The 24,307-nt window shown below is 71.7% G+C and carries 24 protein-coding genes; 13 read left to right on the top strand and 11 right to left on the bottom strand.

All coding sequences use genetic code 11. The features are described from left to right. Positions 1–4 precede the first annotated feature (4 nt). The 6 genes from ABT001_RS03975 to ABT001_RS03950 all read left to right on the top strand — a co-directional run bounded on the left by ABT001_RS03975 (position 5) and on the right by ABT001_RS03950 (position 4,392). Positions 5–415 carry a roadblock/LC7 domain-containing protein gene (locus ABT001_RS03975; RefSeq protein WP_351271961.1) on the top strand — a complete coding sequence of 137 codons (411 nt, stop codon included), beginning with the start codon at positions 5–7 and terminating at the stop codon, positions 413–415. Further along, complete coding sequence (locus ABT001_RS03970) at positions 412–783, top strand: DUF742 domain-containing protein (protein ID WP_351271958.1); 372 nt, start codon at positions 412–414, stop codon at positions 781–783. Before ABT001_RS03975 ends, ABT001_RS03970 begins: the two co-directional genes overlap by 4 nt. Further along, positions 764–1,369 (top strand): GTP-binding protein, encoded by a 606-nt coding sequence (locus ABT001_RS03965; RefSeq protein ID WP_351271955.1) that lies wholly within the window; start codon positions 764–766, stop codon positions 1,367–1,369. The genes ABT001_RS03970 and ABT001_RS03965 overlap by 20 nt, the downstream gene beginning before the upstream one ends. Further along, positions 1,366–2,622: a cytochrome P450 gene (locus ABT001_RS03960; protein ID WP_351271952.1), complete on the top strand. Its 1,257-nt coding sequence runs from the start codon at positions 1,366–1,368 to the stop codon at positions 2,620–2,622. The genes ABT001_RS03965 and ABT001_RS03960 overlap by 4 nt, the downstream gene beginning before the upstream one ends. A 419-nt stretch (positions 2,623–3,041) precedes the next feature. Then, the gene (locus tag ABT001_RS03955; protein ID WP_351271949.1) at positions 3,042–3,599 is read left to right on the top strand and encodes a VOC family protein; all 558 of its coding nucleotides are present in this window, start codon (positions 3,042–3,044) and stop codon (positions 3,597–3,599) included. A gap of 142 nt (positions 3,600–3,741) precedes the next feature. Then, positions 3,742–4,392: a TetR/AcrR family transcriptional regulator gene (locus ABT001_RS03950; protein ID WP_351271946.1), complete on the top strand. Its 651-nt coding sequence runs from the start codon at positions 3,742–3,744 to the stop codon at positions 4,390–4,392. 493 nt (positions 4,393–4,885) lie between these two features. Here ABT001_RS03950 and ABT001_RS03945 read toward each other — a convergent pair whose 3' ends face one another. The 3 genes from ABT001_RS03945 to ABT001_RS03935 form a co-directional block, all read right to left on the bottom strand. Next, on the bottom strand, positions 4,886–5,917 hold the full coding sequence (locus ABT001_RS03945; protein WP_351271943.1) for a 7-epi-alpha-eudesmol synthase: 1,032 nt from the start codon (positions 5,915–5,917) through the stop codon (positions 4,886–4,888). 210 nt (positions 5,918–6,127) lie between these two features. Beyond that, entirely contained in the window at positions 6,128–7,030 is a 903-nt protein-coding gene (locus ABT001_RS03940; protein ID WP_351271940.1) for a glycosyltransferase family 2 protein, read from the bottom strand. Between the two features lie 118 nt (positions 7,031–7,148). Further along, positions 7,149–8,609: an MFS transporter gene (locus ABT001_RS03935; protein WP_351271937.1), complete on the bottom strand. Its 1,461-nt coding sequence runs from the start codon at positions 8,607–8,609 to the stop codon at positions 7,149–7,151. Between the two features lie 105 nt (positions 8,610–8,714). Here ABT001_RS03935 and ABT001_RS03930 point away from each other — a divergent pair, with 105 nt between their 5' ends. After that, on the top strand, positions 8,715–9,353 hold the full coding sequence (locus tag ABT001_RS03930; protein WP_351271934.1) for a TetR/AcrR family transcriptional regulator: 639 nt from the start codon (positions 8,715–8,717) through the stop codon (positions 9,351–9,353). 35 nt (positions 9,354–9,388) lie between these two features. Further along, entirely contained in the window at positions 9,389–10,387 is a 999-nt protein-coding gene (locus ABT001_RS03925) for an aldo/keto reductase (protein ID WP_351271931.1), read from the top strand. A gap of 27 nt (positions 10,388–10,414) precedes the next feature. On the opposite strand, the gene ABT001_RS03920 is transcribed toward ABT001_RS03925, so the two are convergent. Together ABT001_RS03920 and ABT001_RS03915 are read right to left on the bottom strand one after the other, a co-directional pair. Next, entirely contained in the window at positions 10,415–11,269 is an 855-nt protein-coding gene (locus tag ABT001_RS03920; RefSeq protein ID WP_351271928.1) for a PhzF family phenazine biosynthesis protein, read from the bottom strand. A gap of 164 nt (positions 11,270–11,433) precedes the next feature. Continuing rightward, entirely contained in the window at positions 11,434–12,189 is a 756-nt protein-coding gene (locus tag ABT001_RS03915; RefSeq protein ID WP_351271925.1) for an SDR family oxidoreductase, read from the bottom strand. A gap of 142 nt (positions 12,190–12,331) precedes the next feature. On the opposite strand from ABT001_RS03915, the gene ABT001_RS03910 reads away from it, so the two are divergent. After that, positions 12,332–13,999, top strand: coding sequence for an alkaline phosphatase D family protein (locus ABT001_RS03910; protein WP_351271922.1), 1,668 nt, complete (start codon positions 12,332–12,334; stop codon positions 13,997–13,999). Between the two features lie 16 nt (positions 14,000–14,015). Here the strand turns inward: ABT001_RS03910 and ABT001_RS03905 are convergent, their stop codons facing one another. Then, positions 14,016–15,023, bottom strand: a complete 1,008-nt coding sequence (locus tag ABT001_RS03905; RefSeq protein ID WP_351271919.1) for a Gfo/Idh/MocA family protein — start codon at positions 15,021–15,023, stop codon at positions 14,016–14,018. Between the two features lie 86 nt (positions 15,024–15,109). Between ABT001_RS03905 and ABT001_RS03900 the strand changes: the two genes are divergently transcribed. Together ABT001_RS03900 and ABT001_RS03895 are read left to right on the top strand one after the other, a co-directional pair. Then, positions 15,110–16,480, top strand: a complete 1,371-nt coding sequence (locus ABT001_RS03900) for a Bcr/CflA family multidrug efflux MFS transporter (RefSeq protein WP_351271916.1) — start codon at positions 15,110–15,112, stop codon at positions 16,478–16,480. Between the two features lie 67 nt (positions 16,481–16,547). Then, positions 16,548–17,546 (top strand): small ribosomal subunit Rsm22 family protein, encoded by a 999-nt coding sequence (locus ABT001_RS03895; RefSeq protein ID WP_351271913.1) that lies wholly within the window; start codon positions 16,548–16,550, stop codon positions 17,544–17,546. Here ABT001_RS03895 and ddaH read toward each other — a convergent pair. Continuing rightward, positions 17,543–18,430, bottom strand: a complete 888-nt coding sequence (gene ddaH / locus ABT001_RS03890) for a dimethylargininase (RefSeq protein ID WP_351271910.1) — start codon at positions 18,428–18,430, stop codon at positions 17,543–17,545. The genes ABT001_RS03895 and ddaH overlap by 4 nt on opposite strands. Before the next feature lie 120 nt (positions 18,431–18,550). Here ddaH and ABT001_RS03885 point away from each other — a divergent pair, with 120 nt between their 5' ends. Further along, complete coding sequence (locus ABT001_RS03885; RefSeq protein WP_351271907.1) at positions 18,551–19,192, top strand: TetR/AcrR family transcriptional regulator; 642 nt, start codon at positions 18,551–18,553, stop codon at positions 19,190–19,192. A gap of 142 nt (positions 19,193–19,334) precedes the next feature. Beyond that, positions 19,335–20,078: a bifunctional DNA primase/polymerase gene (locus tag ABT001_RS03880; protein ID WP_351271904.1), complete on the top strand. Its 744-nt coding sequence runs from the start codon at positions 19,335–19,337 to the stop codon at positions 20,076–20,078. A gap of 75 nt (positions 20,079–20,153) precedes the next feature. Here the strand turns inward: ABT001_RS03880 and ABT001_RS03875 are convergent, their stop codons facing one another. The 4 genes from ABT001_RS03875 to ABT001_RS03860 all read right to left on the bottom strand — a co-directional run bounded on the left by ABT001_RS03875 (position 20,154) and on the right by ABT001_RS03860 (position 24,287). Continuing rightward, entirely contained in the window at positions 20,154–21,143 is a 990-nt protein-coding gene (locus tag ABT001_RS03875; RefSeq protein ID WP_351271901.1) for an SCO2278 family lipoprotein, read from the bottom strand. Positions 21,144–21,286: 143 nt separating this feature from the next. Next, entirely contained in the window at positions 21,287–22,126 is an 840-nt protein-coding gene (locus ABT001_RS03870; protein WP_351271898.1) for a heme ABC transporter ATP-binding protein, read from the bottom strand. Beyond that, positions 22,123–23,205: a FecCD family ABC transporter permease gene (locus ABT001_RS03865; RefSeq protein ID WP_351271895.1), complete on the bottom strand. Its 1,083-nt coding sequence runs from the start codon at positions 23,203–23,205 to the stop codon at positions 22,123–22,125. Before ABT001_RS03865 ends, ABT001_RS03870 begins: the two co-directional genes overlap by 4 nt. Continuing rightward, positions 23,202–24,287 carry a heme/hemin ABC transporter substrate-binding protein gene (locus ABT001_RS03860; protein WP_351271892.1) on the bottom strand — a complete coding sequence of 362 codons (1,086 nt, stop codon included), beginning with the start codon at positions 24,285–24,287 and terminating at the stop codon, positions 23,202–23,204. The genes ABT001_RS03865 and ABT001_RS03860 overlap by 4 nt, the downstream gene beginning before the upstream one ends. Positions 24,288–24,307 lie beyond the last annotated feature (20 nt).

Below are 24,307 nucleotides of genomic sequence, written 5' to 3'. Positions count from 1 at the left end.
CCTCATGACGCAACAGGGAACCGACGTGAGCTGGGCGCTCCGGGATCTGACGGAGAGCATCCGGGAGATCCGCTTCGCCCTCGTGGCCTCCAGCGACGGCAAGGCCATCACCTCCTACGGCGCCGACGACCCCGATGACGTGGACCGCTTCGCCGCCGTGGTCGCGGGCCTGCAGGCCCTCGCGCAGCCCGTCGCCGAGCAGTTCCCCTCGTACGCCGGGCAGCTCCGCCTCGCGATGATCGAGGTCGACGGCGGTCATCTCTTCGTGGTGCGGGCCGGGGTGGAGACGTACCTCGGCGTCCTCGCCAGGGAAGGGCTCGACCAGGGACTGCTCGGGCACCAGATGAGGGACCTGGCGCGGAGGATGGGTGAGCTCCTCGGCACCAGTCCGCGTCTGGAGGAGAACCCTGGATGAGTGGTCCCCGCCGGCCCACGGACCCGCCCGGTCTCGAGCGCTACTACGTCCTCACCGGAGGGCGCAGCGGACCGGGTGGTTCGGCGTCGACCCTGGACGTGGCGACGCTCATCACCTCCCGTGCCGCGGCCGAGTCCGGCCTGCAGCACGAGCACGAGGAGATACTCCGGCGCTGCCGCGATCCGCTGTCGGTGGCTGAACTCGGCGCCCATCTCGGATTGCCCTTCAACATTCTCGCGGTGCTCCTGGCCGATCTGCTGGACGCAGGCCGCGTCGAGGCCCGCGATCCCATCCCGGCGTCAGGAGCCGGCCGCGGGCCCGACCTCGCGCTGCTTGAGGAGGTACTCAGTGGACTTCAAAGGCTTTGACCGTCCCGACCTGCAGGCCGGAGACGGCACCCGCTCGGTCAAGGTGATGATCGCCGGCGGTTTCGGTACCGGGAAAACCACCCTGGTGCGGTCGGTCAGTGACATCAAGCCGCTCACCACCGAGGAGACGCTGACCCAGGCGAGCGTGGACGTCGACGACCTGATCGGGGTGGCGGACAAGCAGCAGACCACCGTCAGCCTCGACTTCGGCAAGATCGGCATCAACGACGAGCTGGTGCTGTACCTCTTCGGGACCCCGGGGCAGGAACGTTTCTGGTTCCTGTGGAACGGCTTGTTCAAGGGGGCGCTCGGTGCCGTGGTCCTGGTGGACACCCGGCGGCTGGCCTCCAGCTTCCGGGCCATCGAGGAGATGGAGCGGCAGAACGTGCCCTTCGTCATCGCCCTGAACGTGTTCCCCGACTCCAAGAACCACCCGGTCGAGGAGATACGCGACGCGCTGGACATCCCCGAGCACACCCCGGTCGTGACATGCGACGCCCGTGACCGGACCTCCAGCAGGGACGTGCTGATCGCGCTGATCCGTCACCTCAAGGAACGTTCCGCCACCGCTCTGGAGCCCCGATGACCGATCAACCGTCCGACGAGGCGGCCGCCGTCCGGGGATGCCCCGTCATGCACGGCGGGGGCGACCTGACCCGGCTGTACGGGCCGGACGCGGCGATCGACCCGCAGGGCATCTACGCACGGCTGCGCAAGGAGTACGGAGCCGTGGCCCCCGTGCTCCTGGAGGGAGACGTCCGCGCCTGGCTGGTCCTCGGCTACCGGGAGAGCCGGCGGGTGCTCGACAACCCCCTCCAGTTCAGCCGGGACTCGCGCATCTGGCGGGACTGGCAGGAAGGTGGAGTCGAGGAGACGTCGCCGCTGATCCAGATGCTCGGCTGGCGTCCCGACTGCGTGTCCCAGGACGGTGAGCCGCACCGCAGGCTGCGCAGGGCCGTCACCGACAACCTGGACATCCTCGCGGGGCGCGGTATCCGGCGCCATGTCACGCACTTCGCGAACAAGCAGATCGACGCGTTCGCCGGGAAGGGCAGTGCCGACCTGGTGGGCGAGTACGCCGAGTACCTGCCGATGCTCGTGCTGACACGGCTGTTCGGGCTCCCCGCGGCCGAGGGGCGCAGGCTCGCTGAGTCCTGCGCCCAGGTCATCAAGGGCGGCGCGGACGCCCTGGAGCACAACGAGCGCATCATGCAGATCCTGGGAGAGCTCGCCGAGCGCAAGCGCGTCGAACCCGGCCCCGACTTCACCACCGGGCTGCTCGGGCACGACGCCGGCCTCGACGAGGAGGAGATCCTCAGCCATCTGCGCCTGGTGCTGATCACCGCGCACACCACGACCAGCAACCTGCTGGCCCGGGTGCTGGAGCTGATCTTCACCGACACCACCCGGCTCGCAGGCCTCGTCAGCGGCCAGTTGAACGTCTCCGGGGTCGTCGAGGAAGCCATGTGGAACTCCCCGCCGCTGGCGGTCCTCCCGGGGCGTTTCGCCACCGCGGACCTGGAACTCGGCGGTACACAGATCAAGGAGGGCGACCTGCTGGTGCTCGGGCTCGCGGCGGGCAACGTCGACCCGGAGATCCGGCCCGACGCGGGCGTCTCGGTGCACGGCAACCAGTCGCACCTCGCGTTCAGCGGCGGTCCGCACGAATGCCCCGCCCGGAACATGGGCCAGGCCATCATCGAGATCGCCGTCGACGTCCTGCTGCACCGGCTCCCCGGAGCCCGGCTGTCCGTACCCCGCGGTGAACTCACCTCGACCGCCTCCACCTGGGAAGCACGCCTGGACACGCTCCCGGTCGAGTTCGCCGCGCAGTCCTAGCCTCGGCTTTGCAGTTGGTGCTGCCGGTCGGCTGAGCAAGGTTGCTGGAGGCCGCGTCGGCCGGTGGACATGGTGAGGGCCCGAAGCGGGGTCGGGTTCTCCCAGGTCCTTGAGTCGAGGTGGGCGGGAACCGCGAGCCAGCTGGCGGGGCGAGGCAGTGCGGTCAGGCGGTGGAATGCGGCGGCGAGCTCATGTCGCCGGGGCCAGGTCGCTGATACGCGGAGGCGGCGGCGGCGGCCGCCCCGGGTGATCCGGGCGGCGACGTGCAGGATCCGGTAGCGGTCTTTCCTGGGGTTCGGCAGCGCCGAGTGCGCCGGGGCAGGTGTCACCCCCGTTAACGAGGATCTACTTGAACTGAATTCAGTTCAAGTGTATGTTCGGTGACACAGAGCAGAACCGACTCGAAGGAGTGACGGATCATGGCGTCTCCGCAGAAGCTGGCCCATGTCGTTCTCTACTCGTCCCAGGTGCCGGTCATGCGTGACTGGTACCTCAAGGTCCTCGACGCGCATGTCGTCTTCGAGACCCCGGCGGGGGTCTTCCTCACGTACGACGACGAACACCACCGCATCGCGATCGCCACACCGAACGCTGCCGCGGATCTGGGCAACGGAGCGGAGGCATTGGCCGGTGGGGACCCCGAGGGGGGCCGTTCCAAGGCGCTCGGGCACATCGCCTTCACGTACGCCTCGCTGCGGGAGCTGCTGGAGAACTGGGAGCGGCTGGCCGCGGAATCGGTCCTGCCCTTCCTCGCGGTCAACCACGGTCCTACGACCTCGATGTACTACGCAGATCCCGACGGCAACCACATCGAGCTGCAGATCGACAACTTCGCGACGGTGGAGGAGGGCACCGCCTTCATGCAGTCCGACAGCTTTGCCAGGAATCTGTTCGGGGAGACGTTCGAGCCGGCGGACAAGCTCGCCGAGCTCCGTGCCGGTGCCACCGTGAGCGAGCTGGTCACGCCGACGTGGTGAGGGAAGCCGACCGCGGTCCCGGGGCCGACCGGAATGCCGTATCCCCGGGTGTCCGGGTGTCCATGAGGGCTCCCGGGCGCCGGGGAGCATGTCACGACCGATCGACGACGGTGAGGGAGAAGGGCATGGAAGGAGAGGACAGTTGACGCCCGGTAAGCGGAAGGCGCCTGGCCGCGGTGAGAGCAGGGCGGCCCTCATCGCGGTGGCAGGTGATCTGTTCGCGCGCAAGCCGTACGACGAGATCCACATCAGCGAGATCGCCGAGGAAGCGGGGGTGGCCAACGGTCTGCTCTCCTACCACTTCAAGGGGAAGCGAGGGCTCTACCTCGCTGTCGTCGCCCAGGCGCTGGACGAGGTCAACGCGCTGTTCCAGCCGCAGGAGGACCAGGAGGAGCAGGAGACCACCAGGGAAGACCGACTGAGAGGGCTGGTGCGGCGGCAGATCGAGTACCGGCGCGAGCACGCCCACACGATGCTGGCCCTGTTCCGTGCGGGCGGACAGGACCGGGAAGTGGACGAGCTCTTCGAGCGCGGTCGCCAGGCCGGTGCCGCCTTCTTCCTCGATCTGCTCGGAGTGCGTTCGGCGCCGACTCCCACGCTGCGTGTCGCTGTTCGCGGGCTCATGGGGCTGCTGGACGAAGCCACATTCGACTGGCTCGCCCACGACTGCGATATGGCGGACAGCGACCTTGCGGAGATCATCTACAGCGCAGCGGTAGCGGTGCTGACCACCGTCCGCACCGCTCACCCCGAGATTCGCTCCGCCATCGACGAACTCACCGCCACGGCCTGACGCGTGTGGCGTTGCCAGAGGGTGCGCTTCGGGTCGCCGCCGTACGAGTGGGTCCGCCCCGCGACCCGGTCGGCCGGCTCCGCGAGGAGGTCCGTGGCCGGCTTTGTAGGTGGGTGCGGCCGCCTCTATCCCGGAGTGGCAGGTGATCGGGGTGGCGTCGATGTCCAGGACCGGGCCGGGCAGTTCCCGTCCGCCCGCTGGCTTCGGTGAGATCAGCCGGCAGCCGTGTCCCGGCGTGCCCGACCACCCCCGCACCGTCGGTGAAGACATGAAGCCTGGGACGGGACCCGATCCCCTGCACGCAGAAAGTGCCTTCCACCTGGACCGGCAGAACCCCTCGACAAGGTTCATCGTCCCGGCGCAGAAGGCGCTTTCGCGTTACCGCCCATGATCCGGACGGACCCCGAGTGAAAGCCCGAGGCCAGGACCGGCGCCGCGGAGGTGACCGTGTTCCCGCCCGGCCGGATCGCTCCGGCCGGGCGGGAACGCCGTCTCAGACGGCGAGCAGGTCGTCCAGCGAGCCCCGGCCCGCCAACTCGGCCGTGGCGGCCGGTCCTTCCTTCGCGGCGGTGTACCGGCCCGAGGTCAGTGCCCACTCGTAGTTGCCGTTGATCCAGTGCTGGATGGCTTCCACGCCCATCCGCACCTGGTCACGCTGCTCGGCGCCCAGCCCGAGCTCCTCGCACATCCCCGGGACGAGTGCCTCGAGTCCCAGGTACTCGTCGAGGCACGCCGTGGTCATCCGGTACGCCTCGTCCGCGGCCTCCTCCCAGGTGCACCCGCGCTCGCGGTGCAGGACGGCGATGAGGTTGTGACCGTCCCCCCGGCGCTTCTCGCGCTCGAAGGAGTGGATGTCGTTCATGAACCCGATGGTGTCCGCGGCCAGGTCACGCATCCTGACCATCAGCTCGTGCGCCTGCACCTGCGCGGGCACCTCGAAGCCACGGCTCCGCTCGCCCGCGTCGATGCTGTGGTGGATACCGACGGTGCGGCGGCGGAAGTCCGCGTACTCCTCGACGCCGAGGGTCCCGGCCCGGCCCCTGGCCGCCAGGTCGACCTCTTCGGTGTGCGCCACGAGGAAGCGTCCCCAGGAGGCGGCGAAGCGGGTGCGCCAGGTCAGGGACATGCCATCCGAGAGATGGGCCCACACCTCGGCCCAGGCCAGGGTGATCGGGCAGAGCACGCGCGGGGCGGTCCCGGCGGGGCGCAGCGGCGTGGCTATCAGTTCCCGCGCGACCTCCGCTATGCGGTCAGCGCGATCGGGACTCCCGGAGTCGAACTGGTCGTCGAACAGGAAGGCGAGGGAGAACCAGTTCATCAGGACGACCATGTCGTCGGCGGACGCGTGGGGGTAGGTCCGCGCCGCGGCCTGGGGCAGGTCCCAGGACCGGTACTCCTCGAAACCGGCCTGGCTGCGCACCAGACCCCTCTCCCACACCCAGCGCAGATGGCGCTCCTGGGCGTACTCGAGGTGCGGGCTGACCGGGGTTTCGAAGGGGAGGTCGAATGTGACGTCCTGCGGCATTGGCGTCCTCTCTTGGAACTCGCAGGCCCCCGCCCCTGCGACAGGGCGATCGGGATTGACGCCCATTGACTCGAAGTGCACGTTTTGAGACCGGAACTGATGACTCATCAGGTGCGACCTGAAGCTGCCCAGACCCTAAACGATCTATGCCACAAGATCGATTCGAAGAACTCCGCCGGGCGTCACGCGCTCGATCACCGGCCCGGGAGGTCAGACCAGAGGAGGGCGGCCCAGGCGCGTCATCCGCCACACCGTGCGCCAGCGCATCGGGTGCCGTCCGCCGCACTCGGTGCGTACCCCCTCGGCGAAGCCGCCCGCCCAGGCGCGCAGGCCGGTGACCGAGCGGGTGCGGGCGACGGTCAGCAGGATCCAGGTGCCGAGGTAGGCGGGGATCAGGGGGAGGGGCAGGTTGCGGCGGGCCAGCCAGACACGGTTGCGAGCGGTCATGCGGTAGTAGACCGCGTGCCGGGCGGGGGAGGTCCTGGGGTGCTGGAGCAGCAGGCCGGGCTCGTAGAGGATCTTCCAGTCCGCGTCGAGCGCCCGCCAGGACAGGTCCGTCTCCTCGTGGGTGAAGAAGAACTCCGCGGGCCAGGGGCCGGTCTCGGCGAGCATCCTCATGGAGAACGCGTGGCCGCCGCCGAGGAACGCGGTGACCGGGCCACGGCGCATCGGGTCCTTGGCACGGAGCCGGGGCACGTGCCGGCGCTGGGTCTCGCCGAGCTCGTCGGCGATGCGGAAACCGACGATGCCCAGGCGCGGATCGGCGGCGTACAGCTCCCGGACCCTGCGGAACACGTCCTTGTCCACCAGGAGCCCGTCGTCGTCCAGCTCGATCACGACGTCCACGTCGCCGAAGCCGGCGAGTGCCTCCAGGGCCTTGTTCCGGCCGCCGGGGCAGCCGAGGTTCTCGTCGAGTTCGAGCAGGGTCACGCCACCGGCGAGGTCGGTCAGGCCGGGGAAGGCGCCGTAGTCGGGGAGCGGTGTGCCGTTGCCGACGACGACCACGCGGGCGGGCGGTGCGTCCTGCATGGCCACCGACGCCAGCAGTGCCTCGACCTGCTGCGGGCGGTCCCCCATGGTCACGACGGAAACGCCGATGCGTGGCTCGGACAAGGCTCGGCTCCTGGGATCTGGGCTGGGGACGGCTCGGCACGACTGCGCCGCCGCGGTGCCCGTGATCGTAACGTCTCCTGTTCAGCTTCCTGTGGGTGCCTGGTCATCGAGCGGCCCGTCATCGTTCAGCCGTGCGTACACCGGCGCGTCCCCCGCCGGACCGGCCGAGGAACGCTCCGGCGAGCAGGGCGCCCGCGAGGACGAGGGCCGCATTGACGAGTACGGCCGCCGAGACCCCCGACAGCACCGCGCCCGGGCCGGTCTCCGTGCCCATCCGGGCGGTGACGACGGCGCTCATGACCGGAATGCCCAGGGTGATGCCGACCTGCTGGGTCATCGTGGCCAGCCCGGTGGCCAGCCCCTGCTCCTCGTCAGGGAGCCCTGAGGTCGCGGTGACCATGAAGCCCACGATCATCAGCATGTTGCCGACGCCGCCGACGAAGGTCGCGGCCAGCAGCAGGGCGATCCAGCCGCCCGAGGTGCCGAGCGCCACGAGGGAGAGGGTGGCGGCGGCCTGGACAGCGCCGCCCACGACGATGGTGCGCCGGTTGCCGTACCTGCCGACCGCGCGGCCGCCGAGCATGCCGCCGATCACGGTGCCGATGCCCAGGACGCCGAAGGCGAGGCCGGTGGCGAGCGGGGAGTATCCGAGGACCTCCTGGAGGTAGAGGGTCAGCAGGAAGACCAGGGAGGTCTCGGTGACGAAGGCGAGCAGCCCGGTGACGTTGCCCCAGATGACACTGCGCCGCCTGAGGACGTGCACGGGGACCAGGGGTTCCGCCGCCCGCCTCTCGACGAACCAGAAGCCCACGAGCAGCGCGGCGCCCAGGAGCAGTGCGGCCAGCGTGGTCGGTGTTCCCCAGCCGGACTCGCCCGCCTGCGTCAGTCCGTAGACGAGCAGCAGCAGTCCGCCGGTGACGGTCGCCGCACCCGGCAGATCGAGCTTCGGCCGCTCGGCCGGCCGCGAGTCGGCGATCACGGACGGGGCCAGGACGACGACGAGCGCGGCGACGGGGACGTTGACGAAGAAGGCCCAGCGCCAGGAGAGCAGGTCGGTCAGCAGGCCGCCGAGGATCGCCCCCGCCGTGAAGCCGGCGGACATCAGGGCGCCGTTGAGGCCGAGCGCGCGTTCGCGCAGCGGCCCTTCCTTGAACGCCGTGGTGAGCAGCGCGAGTCCGGCCGGGGTGACGGCCGCGGTGGCCAGCCCCTGCAGTACGCGCGCGGTGAGCAGGACCTCGGGGGTGGTGGCGAGCCCGCCGAGCACGGAGGAGAGGCCGAGGACGACCATGCCGCCGATGAACAGGCGCTTACGGCCGACGAGATCGGCGACACGCCCGAACAGCAGGGTGAATCCGGCGGCCGCGAGGGCGAAGGAGGTGGCGATCCACTGGAGGTGGGCCAGGGAGAACCCGAGGCCCTCGCCGACGGCGGGCAGGGCGACGTTCAGTATCGAGAAATCCACGGCGATCATGAACTGTGCGCCCAGGAGGAGGGTGAGGACGAGCTTCTGCCGGCCGGTCATCCGTGGGGCCGCAGCCGGGGGAGGCGGGGTGGCAGGTGCCTTGCTGGTCATGGACATTGCGGTGCCCTTCCTGGGAGTGCGAAGCCTTAACGGTCTCGTAGTTCCGTTAAGATGGGGTCACCGTAGCAGGGGATGGCTTACTAATGGAACTGGAGACCCGTTATGGATGCAGGGGATGGAGAGCCCGGCACGGTCCGCCCGGGCGGGCGTACGGCCCGGGTGCGGGAGTCCGTGCTGCGTGCGGCCGGTGACGCCCTGGTGGAGCAGGGCTTCGACCGGCTCGACCTCGCCGATGTGGCGCGCCGCGCCGAGGTCGGCAAGACCACGGTCTACCGGCGTTGGTCCACCACGGCGGGACTGGTCGCCGACCTGCTGACGGACATGGCGGAGCAGTCCGTCCCCCGCACGGACACCGGGTCCCTGGACGAGGACCTCCGGGCCAACGCCCGGCTGGTGGTCCGCACGCTGACCGACGCACGCCAAGGCCCGCTCTTCGCCGCCGTCGTCGCGGCGGCGACCTGCGACGCCCGGACGGCCGAGGCCCTGCACCACTTCTACGCCGTACGCATCGGGGAGTGGGCCGGCTGTGTCGACGCGGCCGTCGAGCGGGGAGAGGTGCCCCCGGGCACCGATGCCCGCGAGGTCGTCAGGGCCGTGTCGGCGCCCCTCTACTACCGGCTGCTGGCCAGCGGCGACCCCCTCGACGAGGTGGTCGCCGACCGCGCGGCCGAGGCGGCCGCGGTCGCGGCGCGGGCGGGCGTGTATGTGAGCCGAGGCCGGAACGCCGAGGCAGGCCCTTGACCTCTCGTGCACTCCAACTCGTAGCTTCTGCTCCCATGACCACAGAGACGCAGGAGCGGAAGAGGACGCAGGGGCACGGCGGGATCGAGGTCGGCGCGCTCGGCTTCGGGTGCTGGGCGATCGGCGGCGAGTGGTCGACGCCCGACGGCAGCCCCCTCGGCTGGGGCGCGGTCGACGACGACGAGTCGGTGGCCGCGATCCGCCGGGCGCTCGACCTGGGGGTGACGTTCTTCGACACCGCCGACGTGTACGGGGCCGGGCACAGCGAACGGGTATTGGGCCGGGCGCTCGCGGGCCGACGGGACGACGCCGTCATCGCCACCAAGTGGGGCAACCTGTTCGACGCGCGGACCCGCACGATGGACGGCGCCGACAGATCACCCGAGTACGCCCGGCAGGCGCTCGTCGCCTCGCTGCGCAGGCTGGGGACCGACCGGATCGACCTCTACCAGCTGCACCTGGGCGACACCCCGCCCGACGAGGCGGCGGAACTACGCGACGCCTGCGAGGAGTTCGTGGCCGAGGGGCTGATCAGGGCCTACGGATGGAGCACCGACGACCCGGAGCGCGCGGCGCTGTTCGCCGAGGGGGAGCACTGCGTGGCCGTCCAGCACGCCTGCAACGTGCTGGAGGACGCCCCCGGGATGCTGGACCTCAGCGAGGAGAAGGGGCTGATCAGCGTCGTCCGGAGCCCGTTGGCGATGGGGCTCCTCACCGGCGCCCGGGACCCGGGCCGGCGGGCGGCCGCCGGAGACATCCGGTCCACCCCGCCCGCCTGGCTCGGCTGGTTCGACGAGGGCGGGGTGCCCGCCGAGCACTGGGCGGCGCGGGTCGAGGCCGTTCGCGAGGTGCTGACCGCCGACGGCCGCACCCTGGCCCAGGGGGCCCTCGGCTGGCTCTGGGCCCGCAGCCGCCGGGCGGTGCCCATTCCCGGCTTCCGCACGGTCGCCCAGGCCGAGGAGAACGCGGCGGCCCTCGCCCACGGCCCGCTGCGTCCCGCGCAGATGGCGGAGGTCGCCGCCCTGCTCGCGTGAGTACGGCCCCCGGCCCTCACCAGGTCGTCAGCCGATGCGGGTTCCCGTCCCGGTCACCCTGATCCGGGGGTCGCCGGCGCGCAGCTCCACGGTGAGGGTGCCGGGACGGCCCATGTCGGCGCCCTGGTGCAGGGTGAGGACCGAGTCGTGCGGGACGAGGCCGAGCTCGCGTGCGTACGCGCCGAAGGCCGCGGCGGCGGCGCCGGTGGCCGGGTCCTCCACGACGCCCCCGACCGGGAACGGGTCGCGGACGTGGAAGACCGTGGCGGACTCCGGCCACACCAGCTGGACGGTGGTCAGGTCGACCCGGTGCATGAGGGCTTCCAGGCGGGCGAAGTCGTACGAGAGGCCGGCGAGGCGTTCCCGGCTCGCGGCCCCCAGCACCAGGTGGCGGGCGCCCGCGTACGCGATGCGGGGCGGCAGGGCGGGGTCCAGATCGGCGGCCGGCCAGTCCAGTGCGGCCAGGGCCTCCGCCAGGTCGTCGTCGGCGATGTCCTCGGTGTGCGGCTCGACGCTGGTGAGAGTGGCGCGGAGCTCGCCGCCCTCGCGGGTGACGGTGACCGGGACGGTGCCGGCGGCGGTGGCGAACACCAGATCGCCCGGGCCGTCCCGCTCGGCGAGCGCGATGGCTGCGGCGACCGTGGCGTGGCCGCAGAAGGGGACTTCGGCCTTCGGGCTGAAGTAGCGGACGGTGTGGCCGCCGCGTCCGTCCGGCGCGCTGAGGAACACCGACTCGCTGTAGCCCAGCTCCGCCGCGACGGCGAGCATGCCGGCGTCGTCGAGCAGGGACGCGTCCAGGACGACGCCCGCCGGGTTGCCTCCGTCGGGGTCGGCGGAGAAGGCGGTGTAGCGGAGGACCTCGGCGTCGGGGGATGAGCTCATACCGGACACCAACGGAGGCGTGCGGGCGCGTATTCCTGACGACGCCTCCCTGCGCGCGCCCGAGGCGTCCGGTCCGCAGGACGGCCCGGGGCGGCCCGGGGCGGCCCGGGGTTCCGGCATCCCTGGCCGCGCCCGCGGGCCGGGCCGACGCGGGCAGCGGTGGATCAGCCCCTGCCCACGTACGGCATGGCCGTCGCCAGCACCGTCGCGAACTGCACGTTGGCCTCCAACGGCAGCTCCGCCATGTGCAGGACCGTCCGGGCCACGTCGTCCGCCGCCATCACCGGCTCCGCGGCCGTCTCGCCGTTGGCCTGCAGGATGCCCGTACTCATCCGCTCCGTCATGTCCGTCGCCGCGTTGCCGATGTCGATCTGCCCGCAGGCGATCCGGTACGGCCGCCCGTCGAGCGACAGCGACTTGGTCAGGCCGGTCACCGCGTGCTTCGTGGCCGTGTACGCGATCGAGTGCGGACGCGGGGCGTGGGCGGAGACCGAGCCGTTGTTGATGATGCGGCCGCCCTGCGGGTCCTGCTCCTTCATCAGCCGGTACGCCGCCTGCGCGCACAGGAACGTCCCGGTCAGATTGACGTCCACCACGGTCCGCCAGTCCTCGTACGCGAGGTCCTCGACCGGCGTCGAGCGAGGCCCGAACGTTCCCGCGTTGTTGAACAGCAGGTCCAGCCGGCCGAAGCGTTCCCGTACGGAGGCGAAGAGCGCGGCCACCCCGTCCGGGCTGCTCACATCCGTGGGCAGGCACACCGTGGCGCCCGGGCCGGCCGAGGCGGCCGTCTCCTCCAGGGCCTCGGCCCGCCGCCCCGCCAGGGCCACCGTCCAGCCCGCACCCGCCAGGGTGAGGGCGACCGCCCTTCCGATCCCCGATCCCGCACCTGTGACGACAGCGATTCTCTGCTCAGCGTTCATGGCCCGGCAGCGTACGGGAGGTTTCGCGGCGGGCGGCACCCGGTGCTCATCGCACCGCCATAAGGATGTTGTGTACCCGCCAACGGCAGGTCGTCGCCCCGCACTCCAATGCCTCTGACAACATCCGGCAGGGGAGGGGCACATGACACCCGCACAGATCGACAGGACGCCCGGCCAGCACGGTCATTCCGCCGAGCTGCGCCGTGCCGCGCAGAGGTTCGGGGCCGGTGTGGACCGCCGCCGATTCCTCACCGTCACCGGTGCCGCGGCCGCACTGGCCTTCGCGGTCAACCTGCCCGGCGCGGGCACGGCCGCCGCCGCCGAGCTCGACGCCCGGAAGATCACCGAGGACCCCTTCACCCTCGGCGTGGCCTCCGGCGACCCGCTGCCCGACTCCGTGCTCCTGTGGACGAGACTCGCGCCCCGCCCCTACGAGGCCGACGGCGGGCTCCCCGCCGAGCGCGTCCAGGTGCGCTGGGAGATCGCCCGCGACGAACGCTTCAGCCGGATCGTCCGGCGCGGAACCACCACCGCCCACCCCGAGTTCGGGCACAGCGTCCACGTGGACGTGGACGGCCTCGACTCCGACCGGAGCTTCTACTACCGCTTCCGCGCCGGCACCTGGATCAGCCCCACCGGCCGCACCCGCACCGCCCCGGCCCGCGGCGCCCGCAACAGCTCCCTGACCCTGGCCGCCGTCTCCTGCCAGGCGTACCACGACGGCTACTTCACCGCCTACCAGCACCTCGCGGACGAGGACGTCGACGTGGTCTTCCACCTCGGCGACTACCTCTACGAGTACGCGGTCACCGCCGTCGGCGGCGCCCGCAAGTACACCGACCGCGTCCTGCCGGACCACTACAACCGGGAGACGCTCACGCTGGAGGACTACCGCATGCGGTACGGCCTCTACAAGTCCGACCCCGACCTGCGCGCCGCCCACGCCGCGCACCCCTTCGTCGTCACGTGGGACGACCACGAGACCGAGAACAACTACGCGGGCGACACCCCGGAGAACACCGTCCCGCCGGAGGAGTTCCTGCTGCGCAGGGCCGCCGCCTACCGCGCGTACTGGGAGAACCAGCCGCTGCGCACCCCGCAGCGCCCCACCGGCCCCGACATGCGGCTCTACCGGCGGCTGCGCTTCGGCAGGCTCGCCCAGTTCGACATCCTCGACACCCGCCAGTACCGCAGCAACCAGGCGTACGGCGACGGCTGGAAGGTCCCCGGGCCGGAGTCGGAGGACCCGACGCGCACCATGACGGGCGCCGCCCAGGAACGCTGGCTGCTCGACGGCTGGAAGACCTCGGACGCCCGGTGGAACGTCGTGCCCCAGCAGGTCACCTTCGCCCAGCGGCGCAACGCTCCCACGGACGCCTACACGCTCTCCATGGACTCGTGGGACGGCTACCCCGCCTCCCGGCAGCGCGTCATGGACGGCGCGGAGGCCGCCGGGGTCGAGAACCTGATGGTCCTGACCGGCGACGTGCACGTCGGCTACGGCTTCGACCTCAAGAAGGACTTCGACGACCCGGCGTCCAGGACCGTCGGCACGGAGATCGTGGCCACCTCGATCTCCAGCGGCAAGGACGGCTCCGAGAGGCCCGCCAACTGGAACAACCTCACCCAGGCCAACCCGCACATGAAGTTCTACGACGGCCGCCGCGGCTACGCGCTCGTCACCCTCGGCACGGACCAGGCGCGTGCCGACTTCCGTACGGTGCCGGCGGTCACCACGCCCGGCGCGCCCGTCACCACGGCCGCCTCCTTCGTGACCGAGGCCGGGAACCCGGGGCTCACCCCCGCGTAACCCGGCCCGCGCGAGGTCAGCCGCGCTCGTCCGCCGGATAGCGGACGCCGACCCGGTCACGCACCGCGTCGAGCGTCCGCATCACGGCGAGCGAACCCTCGAGCGGCACCAGCGGGGACTCCTTCTCGCCCGCCAGCAGCGCACGCGTCACCTCGGCCGCCTCGTACTGCATGCCGGAAAGCCCCTGCGGCCCCGGGCCCGTGGAGATCTTCTCGGGCTCCCGGCCCGGCCGGTGCAGGAGGAAGTGCTCCGGGTGGAAGAAGCCCTGCGGGAAGTCGATCCGCCCCGCCGTGCCGGTGACCGACGCGACGGTCGGCAGGTCCCCGACGATGGAGCAGCTCAACAGTGCCGTGGCACCCGAATCCCAGCCCAGCAGCATCCCGGTGTTCAGGTCGACGCCCTCCGGGGACAGCAGCGCGTCCGCCTGCACCCGGTCGGGCTCACCCAGGAGCAGCTGTGCGAACGACACCGGATACACCCCGAGGTCCAGCAGCGCGCCGCCGCCCAGCGCGGGGTCGCGCAGCCTGTGCTCGGCCCCGAAGGTGCCCGCGAAGCCGAAGTCGGCCTGGACCGTGCGGATCTCGCCGATCGCACCGTCCCGCACCAGCTCGGTCATCCGGCGGATGAGCGGATTGCAGTACGTCCACATGGCTTCCATCAGGAACAGCCCGCGCTCCCGGGCCAGATCCACCAGCTCCCGCGCCTCACGCTCGTTGAGAGTGAACGCCTTCTCGCACAGCACGTGCTTGCCGGCCTCCAGGGCGAGCCCGGCGGCCTCCCGGTGCGCCGAGTGCGGGGTGGCGACGTAGACGACGTCGACGGAGTCGTCGGCGACCAGCTCCGCCCAGCTGCCGTACGCCCGCTCGATCCCGAACCGCTCGGCGAACGCCTTCGCCGGTGCCTCGGTGCGTGACGCCACCGCCACGACCTCGGCCCCGGAGTCCTTCATGGCCAGCAGGTCCCGCGTGAACGTCGCGGCTATGCCGCCCGTCGCCAGAACTCCCCAACGCACAGTCCCGCTCATGCCCGCCCGCCCTCACCCGAAAAAGGTATCGACCACTACGACTGACCTGAGAGCATAGATGCGGATTCAACGAAGCGGAGACGAGGATGCCGGACAGCGGCGCGAGCCGGGCCCAGCAAGAGCACGAACACATACCGACGAGCAGCAAGGGCGCCGCACAGAGCGCCACGGCCACCGCCACCCCCACCGCAGTGGGTGCCCCGGCCGCCTCCACGACCACCACGCCGGGCAGCCCGGCCACCTCCACGACCACCGCACGGCGGGCCGGCCTCCTGGTCACGCTGGTGCTGGGCGGCCTCACCGCCCTGCCGCCCCTCTCGATGGACATGTACCTCCCGGCGCTCCCGGAGGTCACCGACGCCCTCCACGCACCGGCGTCCACGGTCCAGCTCACCCTGACCGCCTGCCTCACCGGCATGGCACTCGGCCAGCTCGTCGTCGGCCCCATGAGCGACCGTTGGGGACGGCGTACCCCGCTGCTCATCGGCATGGTCGTCTACGTGCTCGCCACGGCGATCTGCGCCGTCGCCCCCACCGCGGAACTCCTGATCGGCTTCCGCCTCCTCCAGGGCCTGGCCGGCGCCGCCGGCATCGTGATCTCCCGGGCCGTCGTCCGTGACCTCTACGACGGCGACGAGATGGCCCGGTTCTTCTCCACCCTGATGCTGATCTCGGGGGTCGCACCCGTCATCGCGCCCGTGATCGGCGGACAGGTCCTGCAGTTCACCGACTGGCGGGGCATCTTCGTCGTCCTCACCGTCGTGGGCATCCTGCTCACCCTCGTCGTCTGGAAGTGGCTGCACGAGACGCTCCCGGTGTCCGAGCGGCACACCGGCGGTGTCGGCGACGCCCTGCGCACCATGCGTGGGCTGCTGTCCGACCGGGTGTTCACCGGTTACATGATCGCGGGCAGCCTCGCCTTCGCGGCGCTCTTCGCCTATGTGAGCGCCTCACCGTTCGTCGTGCAGGAGATCTACGGCGCCTCCCCGCAGACCTTCAGCCTGCTCTTCGGCGTCAACTCCATCGGGCTGATCGCCGTCGGCCAGATCAACGGCAAGCTGCTCGTCGGCAGGGTCAGCCTGGACAAGGCGCTCGGCGTCGGGCTCGCCGTGATCTCCGTGGCCGCGGTCGCCCTGCTGCTGATGACCTCCGGGGTCTTCGGCGAGGTCGGCCTGCTGCCCGTCGCCGTCGGACTGTTCGTGCTCATGTCCGCGATGGGCCTGGCGATGCCCAACACCAACACCCAGGCGCTGATGCGCACCAGGCACGCGGCCGGCTCGGCCTCCGCGCTGCTGGGGACGTCCCAGTTCCTGATCGGTGCCATCGCCTCGCCGCTGGTCGGGATCGCCGGTGAGAAGACCGCCGTACCGATGGCCGTGGTGCAGGTGGTCTGCGCACTGGCCGCGGTGGTGTGCTTCCTGGCGCTCTGCCGGCCGTGGCAGGACACGCGCGCGTAGACGTGGCGGCAGCGGACCCCGCCCACCGGCTGCGGAGGGCGGGGTCCGCTGCGCCTACAATTCGGCGGTGAACGCCACCCTCCCCACCTCGGAAGCCCTGCGTGCGGCGCTGGCCGCCCTGCTCGACGGGCTGCCCCCGACCCAGGCCGCGCAGGCCGTCGACCGGCTGATCGCCAGCTACCGCGGGACCACCCCGACCGACGCCCCGATCCTGCGGGACCGCTCCGACGTCGCCGCGTACGCCGCGTACCGGATGCCCGCGACGTTCGAGGCCGTACGCTCCTGCCTCGCAGCCCTCCGCGAGGCCGCGCCGGAGTGGGTGCCCGCCACCCACACCGACATCGGCGGCGGCACGGGGGCGGCGGGCTGGGCGGTCGCCGGGGCCTGGGAGGACGGCCCCCGCACCACGGTCCTGGACTGGTCGGCTCCGGCCCTCGCCCTCGGCCGTGAACTGGCCGAGGCCTCCGGCATCCCCGCGCTGCGCGCCGCGAGCTGGGAGCGGGCGAGGATCGGCGTGTCCCCGGCTCCGGCGCCCACGGACCTGGTGACCGTCTCGTACGTACTCAAGGAGCTCACGGCCGAGGACCGGGCCGCGGTCGTGGACACCGCAGCGACGGCCGCGCAGGCCGTCCTGATCGTGGAGCCCGGCACCCCCGACGGCTACGAGCGCGTCATCGAGGCCCGGGAACGGCTGATCGCCGCCGGAATGAGCATCGCGGCACCCTGCCCGCACGACGACGCCTGCCCCATCGAGCGCGGCACGGACTGGTGCCACTTCTCGGCACGGGTCAGCCGCTCGTCCCTGCACCGCCAGGTCAAGGGCGGCTCCCTCAGCCACGAGGACGAGAAGTTCAGCTACGTCGTGGCGACCCGCTTCCCCACCGAACCGGCACGTGAACGGGTCACCCGCAGGCCGCAGATCCGCAAGGGCCAGGTACTGCTGGAGTTGTGCACCCGGGACGAGGCCCTGCGGCGCGCCACGGTCACCAAGCGGCACGGAGCGCTCTACCGTGCCGCCCGGGACACCGACTGGGGCGACGCCTGGCCGCCTCCGGGAACGGACTAGGCCCGCAGCTCCTGGGTGCAGCACTTCACGCTGCCGCCCCCCTTGAGGAGCTCGCCCAGGTCCATCGGGACCGGTTCGAAGCCCCTGTCCCGCAGCGGGCCGAAGAGCCCCACGGCGGCCTGCGGGAGCAGCACGTGGCGCCCGTCGCTCACCGCGTTGAGGCCCAGCGCGGCGGCGTCCGCCTCCTCGGCCGGCAGCGCGTCGGGGAAGAGCCGGGCCAGCACGGCCCGGCTGCCCGGTGAGAAGGCCCCCGGGTAGTACATGATCTCGTCGGCCGCGTCGTCGAGGACGCACAGCGCCGTGTCCAGGTGGTAGTAGCGAGGGTCCACCAGATCGAGGCCGATCACCGGACGCCCGAAGAACTCCTGGGCCTCGCCGTGGGAGAGCGGACTGGACCGGAAGCCCCGCCCGGCCAGCACGTACGAGGCGGTCACCGCGAAGTCGCCCTCGCCCTCGTTGACATGGGCCGGCTCGTGGATCTCGGCGAAGCCGTTGGCGCGGAACCACTCCCGGTGCGCCTCGGCCTCCGCGTACCGCTCCCGGTAGGCGAACAGGGCGCCGAGCACCCGGCCGTCGATCACGGTGGCCCCGTTGGCCGCGAACACCATGTCGGGCAGGTCGGGGCGGGGGGTGAGGAGCTCCACGGTGTGGCCGAGGGCTCGGTAGCGGTCGCGCAGGTCCTCCCACTGGGTGGTGGCCAGGGGAAGGTCGACGGGTTTCGACGGGTCCATCCACGGGTTGATGGAGTACGTGACCTGGAAGTGGGCCGGGGCGCACATCAGGTAGCGACGAGGGGTGGCGTCACGGGTCAATGCAGGCTCCTCGCGAACGGCGGCCTGTGCCGCGGAACGGTGGGATACGCACGGGGTGGGTGCGTAGCTCATGGTGCGCCGCGCCGGGGCCGTTGCGCTGTGATCCGTTCGGGTGGTTCTTCCGGGACGGAGGAAGGGGCCGGAGGACGCACAAGACGATACGTATCGGACCGTCGGCCCTAGGATGGCCGGATGTCAGCTCAGAGGCCCCCCGACTCCAGCCGCCGCAGTGACCGCTCCCGCCGCGCGATCTGCGACGCCGCGCTCGCGCTCGTCGGCGAGGTGGGGTACGCGAAGACGACGATCGAGGGTATCGCCGCCCGGGCGGGGGTCGGCAAGCAGACGATCTACCGCTGGTGGCCGTCGAAGGCCGCCGTGCTCATGGAGGCGTTCCTCGACATGAGCGCCCGGCAGGCGGCGGAGTCCGCGCCGGAGACGCCGGAGGCCGGGGAGGACGGTGCCTACGGGATCCCGGACACCGGTGACCTGGCGGCCGACCTCAAGCTGGTCCTGCGGGCCACGGTCGACGAGCTGAACGACCCCGTCTCCGAGGCGCCCACCCGGGCCCTCACCGCCGAGGGCATCATCGATCCTGCGCTCGGGGCCCAGTTCGTGGAGGCGCTGCTCGAACCCCAGCTCCAGTTGTACGTCACACGCCTGCGGGCCGCCCAGGAGGCCGGAGAGGTCCGGGAAGAGGTCGATCCGCGGGTCGCGCTGGAACTCCTGATCGCCCCGCTCACCCACCGCTGGCTGCTGAGGACGCTTCCGCTCACCCACGCCTACGCGGACGCCGTCGTCGACCACGCCCTGTCGGGGCTGGCGGTACGGCCGTGAACGCGAAGGCGTATTTCGTGACATTCCGCACGAGTGTGGCCACCTCGGTGCGGCGGCCCGAGCACCCCGCTCGGGAACTCTGGCCACCCGAGGAGCAGGATGGTGGGACCATGGAGAGGAAACCGCTGAGGTGAGGGGATAGATGGGCGCCGATTCCGGCCGCTATCGCGGCACAGAGAGCAGGATTTCCCAGTGGCTGCGCAGGCGGCCGAAACCACAGCCGGAAGCCGACCACGCGGCGAGGCTGGCGCTGCTCCTGGCCGTCGCCGAGGCAGGAATGCCCATCTCGCCCGCGGCGCACCCGTCGGGATACCGATGTTCGTGCGAACGCGTCGGCTGCCCGACCCCCGCGCGTCACCCCGTCTCGTTCGCCTGGCAGACACAGTCGACGACGGATCGCGCACAGATCGAGCGCTGGGCGGCCGACCAGCCGCTGGCCAACTTCATCACCGCCACGGGCATGGTCCACGACGTCCTCGACGTCCCCCTCTCCGCGGGCCTCGCCGCTCTGGAGCGGCTCACCGGGGCGGGCATCGACGTCGGCCCCGTGGCCCAGTCAGGCAGCGACCGGATGCTCTTCTTCACCGCGACCCGGGGCACCCCCGACGAGGAGGACGAGTGGTGGCCCTGCGAGCTGGACTGCCACCCCGAGACCATGGACGAGCACCCCGGGCTCCGCTGGCACTGCCGCGGCAGCTATGTCCTCCTGCCGCCCTCGCGGCTCCCCGGCGAGCTCGACGTGCACTGGATCCGCGGCCCGGAGAATCCGCTGCCCGACCCGCTGACCCTGCTGGAGACGCTCACCGACGCCTGTGCGCAGTACGCGGACACGGCGGACGCGAGCGACCTCGATCACGACGCGGTGGCCTGGCCGCTCAGCCGCTGAGGGCGATCACGGCCCGATGACCCGAACCCGCGGCCACCGGGTCGGGCCATCGGAGGACCTGCCCGCCACCGGCGGTCAGGAGCCCTCCGCAGCCACCAGACCGGGCAGCCGGTTCAGCACGCGTACCTTGCCGGCCGCGCCCTTCTCGGGCACATGGACCAGCTGGCTGGAGACCCGCTCCTTGGTGAGGGTGCTCTTCACCTCGCCGGTCAGCAGCGCCCGCACGTCCGCCGTGACCGTCGGCCGCAGCCCCTGCGCAGCCGTCTGCCGCTCGAAGTGCTTGCTGCTGAAGAAGACCAGCGCCCCGCCGTCCTCCGTCGCCAGACCCAGCGGCGCGAACGTCCCGGAATCCAGCGCCTGGTCGACGTACTGGTAGGAGAAGCCAGCCCTGCGGGTGGTCCTCCGCGCCTCCCGCCAGCCCGAGGTCATCGAGCCCGGAGCGAACACATCCGGTGCGCCGTCCCTGAGGTAGTCCGTGTACGAGGTGCTCAGATCCGCCGGCGGGGTGGCCAGCGAGGCGTCCGTGTCCGCCGAGGGGACGGGCTCGGCCCAGCCGTCGGCGTCCGTGCGGAACTTCGGGATCTCGGACGGCGAGGCGACCGCCAGGTAGGAGGCCTTCCACGGTGCGTCCGGCCCGGTGCGGACGAACCCGAGCAGCCAGCGGGTGTCCGTCTTCCCGCCGTCCTGGTCACGGTTGGAGTCGGTGTCCGCGACGAACCAGCGTGGCCATCCCGCCTTCTTGGGGATGGCGAACGAGGCGTCGGTCAGCTCCAGCGGTGTGTGCTGGGCGTTGCCCTCCGGACTGTTCTTCTGCCGTGCGGTCAGACCGGCCTGGTTGATCGCGCCGAGCGAACCGGTCACCTGGTCCGCGTCGAGCGCGGGGTCGAACGCCTTGTCCGCCTTGTTGTACGCGACGGTGAAGTCCTCCAAGGCCTTCGCGGCCTCCGACTTCGTCGCTCCCGGCACCACTTCCAGCTCACCGTGCACCGTTACGCAGCCGCTCGCCGTCACGCTCAGCACCGTCGCCGTCGCGAGTCCCGCCGCCAGTCGCCCCAGCCTTGTCATCCGTTGCCTTCTGCGCCTTCTGATCCGTCGTCCGCACTGACCGCCTGAACCCTACCGGGGCGAGGAACCGCGCGAGCGTGGGGATGAGATACGAGCCCAACTGTGACATCGGGACAGGGCGTTCCGGCCGTTCCGGGGCCGGGTCAGGAAGCCCGGAGCGGCACGACGAGGGGCACCCCGGTCCGCGGGTGGGGGAACACCTCGACCGGCTGCCGGTACACCTCGCCGAGCAGTGCCTCCGTGAACACCTCGGCGGGCGGCCCGGCCGCCGCCACCCGGCCGTCGTGCAGCACCACGGCCCGGTCGGCGTACGCCGCCGCGAGACCCAGATCGTGCAGCACCACGACCACGGCGTCCCCTGCGGCGGCCCGTTCACGGCAGATCCGCAGTACCAGTTCCTGATGGCGCAGATCCAGCGCGGCCGTCGGTTCGTCGAGGAGCAGCAGGGGAGCACGCTGCGCCAGCACGCGGGCCAGGGCGACCCGGGCGCGCTCGCCGCCGGACAGGGCGGAGAACGGCCGGGCGGCGAACCGCGTCACCTCCGTCGCGGCCATCGCCTCGGCGACGGCCGCGTCGTCCTCGTCCTCCCTGACCGTCCCGGTCCAGGGCGCGCGGCCCATCCGTACGACGTCCTCGACCGGGAACGGGAAGGCCAGCACCGCGGACTGCGGCAGCACGGCCCGGCGCAGGGCGAGTTCGGGGGCCGGCCAGGCGGTGGCCGGCCGGCCGTCGATGTGTATCCGGCCGCTGTCCACGGGCAGATCCGCGGCCAGTGCGGCCAGCAGGGTCGACTTGCCTGCCCCGTTCGGTCCGACGAGCGCCAGTACCTCGCCGGTCCGGACGGTCAGTTCCACGGAGTCGAGGACCGGCCGCCCGCCCAGCCGGACGGACACTCCGGTGACCTCGGCGGCGGGGGAGCCGTGGGGCACGGCGGAGGGGAGCTCCCGGGCGCGTGCTGTGCGCAGTGCCTTGAACGGGTTCATGCCCAACCACCTTGTCTACGACGGGTCCTGCGCAGCAGCCAGAAGAAGAACGGGCTGCCGAAGAGGGCGGTCAGCACCCCGAGCGGCAGTTCGGCGGGAGCGGCCACCGTGCGCGCCGCGAGATCGCCGATGACCAGCACCAGCGCACCGCCGAGCGCGCTGCCGGGGACGAGGAAGCGGTGCCCCGGGCCGTTCGCCATCCGCAGCAGGTGCGGGACGAGCAGGCCCACGAAGGAGATTATCCCGGCGACGGCGACGGCAGCGGCGGTCAGCAGCGCCACGACGAGGACGAGCGCGATCCGCAGCCGTTCGACGTCGACGCCCAGATGACGGGCGGAGCGCTCGCCGAGGGCGAGCAGGTCCAGCTTCCTGGCGTAGAAGGGGGCGACCAGCAGTCCGAGCACCGCGCAGGGCAGCACGGCGAGGACTTTCGGCCAGGTCGCCTGGGACAGCGAACCGAGCTGCCAGAACGTGATCTGGGTGATCTGCGCGTTGTCGGCGAAGAAGATGAACAGGCCGATCAGGGCGCCCGCGAAGGCGTTGACGGCGATGCCGGTGAGGATCAGCGTCACCACCTCGGTCCGGCCGCGGGAACGGGAGAGTACATACACCAGCAGCACCGTGACGAGGCCGGAGACGAACGCGCAGACGGTGATCGTCCAGTTGCCGAAGAAGGTCAGCCCGAGCGCGATCGAGGCCACCGCGCCGACCGCCGCACCCGAGGAGATCCCGATGACGCCGGGCTCGGCCAGCGGATTGCCGAACACCCCCTGCATCAGGGCGCCCGCGCAGCCCAGGGAGGACCCGACGAGCAGGGCGAGGACGACCCTCGGCAGCCGTACGTTCCACAGGACGCTCTCACCGACCCGGTCCAGAGCCTGCCCGCCCAGCCCGACCCGGTGCTGGACGGACGAGAGGACGTCGCCGAGCGGAATGCCGTACGCGCCCAGGCCGACGGAGAGGAGACAGCCGAGAAGCAGGGCGGCGGACAGGGCGGCGGTGAGGACGAACGCCTTGCCGCGCCGGGCCGGGGCGGCCTCGGTCCTCGTGGCGGAGCCGTCGTACGAGGTGGTCGTCACGTGTCCCGCCCGCCTTCCGGGTAGAGCTGCCGGACCAGTTCGGCCAGCACCCTGTCGGTGCGCGGCCCGTAGTTCAGCAGCACTCCGTCGTCGATCGAGACGATCCTGCGGTCCATCCCCGCGGGTGTCTCCGCGACGCCGGGGATCTTCACCAGGCCGTCGACGCCGCCGACGGAGTCGAGGCCCTTGGACATGACGAGGATCGCGTCCGGTGCCGCCTCGGCCAGGGCCTCGCTGGTGATGGCCGTGAAGTCCTTCGTCAGCCCGGAGGCCTTGCCGGCGTCCACCGCGCCCGCCGCTTCCAGCAGGGAACTCGCGCCCGACTCCCGGCCGCCCAGCAGATAGACGGAGGCCGAGCCGCGCAGATAGAGGAAGGCGACGCGCGGACCGTCGTCCTCACGGGCGGGGATCGTCCTCTGCACGGCTGCGACGCGGGACTCCGTACGCGCCCGGAGCTCGTCGCCCGAGGAGGACACGCCGAGGGCGTCGGCGACGGTGTCGATCCGGCGGCCCACGTCGGCGAGCTCCTCGGCCGGTTCGACGACGACGAGCGCGATCCCCGCGTCGCGGATCTGGTCGATGGCCTCGGCCGGCCCTGTCGTGGTGTCCGCGAGGACGACCGTGGGCCGCAGCGACAGCACACCCTCGGCCGAGACGTCATGGGCGCGCGTCACCAACGGGAGTTTCTCCGCCTGTTCGAAGGTGGCCGTGATGTCGCGGGCCACCACGTGCTCACCGAACCCGAGGGTGAACACGATCTCGCTGAGCGATCCGGTGAGCGGGACGATGCGGTCCGTGGAGGTCACGGTGACGTCCCCACCGTCCGCCGAGGGCACGGTGACGGGCAATCGCGGCGAGGGTGCCGTCGCCAGGGGCTCCACGGCATCGGCGGCCGTGGAAGCGCCCGGTGACGACTTCGGCTGCGCGGCGGGCGCTCCCGTGCCGCATCCGGTGAGGACCACCGCGAGTGTGATGACGGCGGTCAGGGTCCCCGGGGCGTGTCTCGGGACACGCCCCGGCCTGCCGGGGCGCCGTCGCACGGCTCTTCGGCCCGACACGGCGGAGTACTGGGGCAAACGCACGGGTGCACCGTCCTGAGGTG

Origin of the sequence: Streptomyces sp. NPDC002793, from assembly GCF_040295485.1 — a bacterium.
Lineage (GTDB): Bacteria > Actinomycetota > Actinomycetes > Streptomycetales > Streptomycetaceae > Streptomyces.
This window is presented reverse-complemented; position numbering and strand designations above follow the sequence as displayed.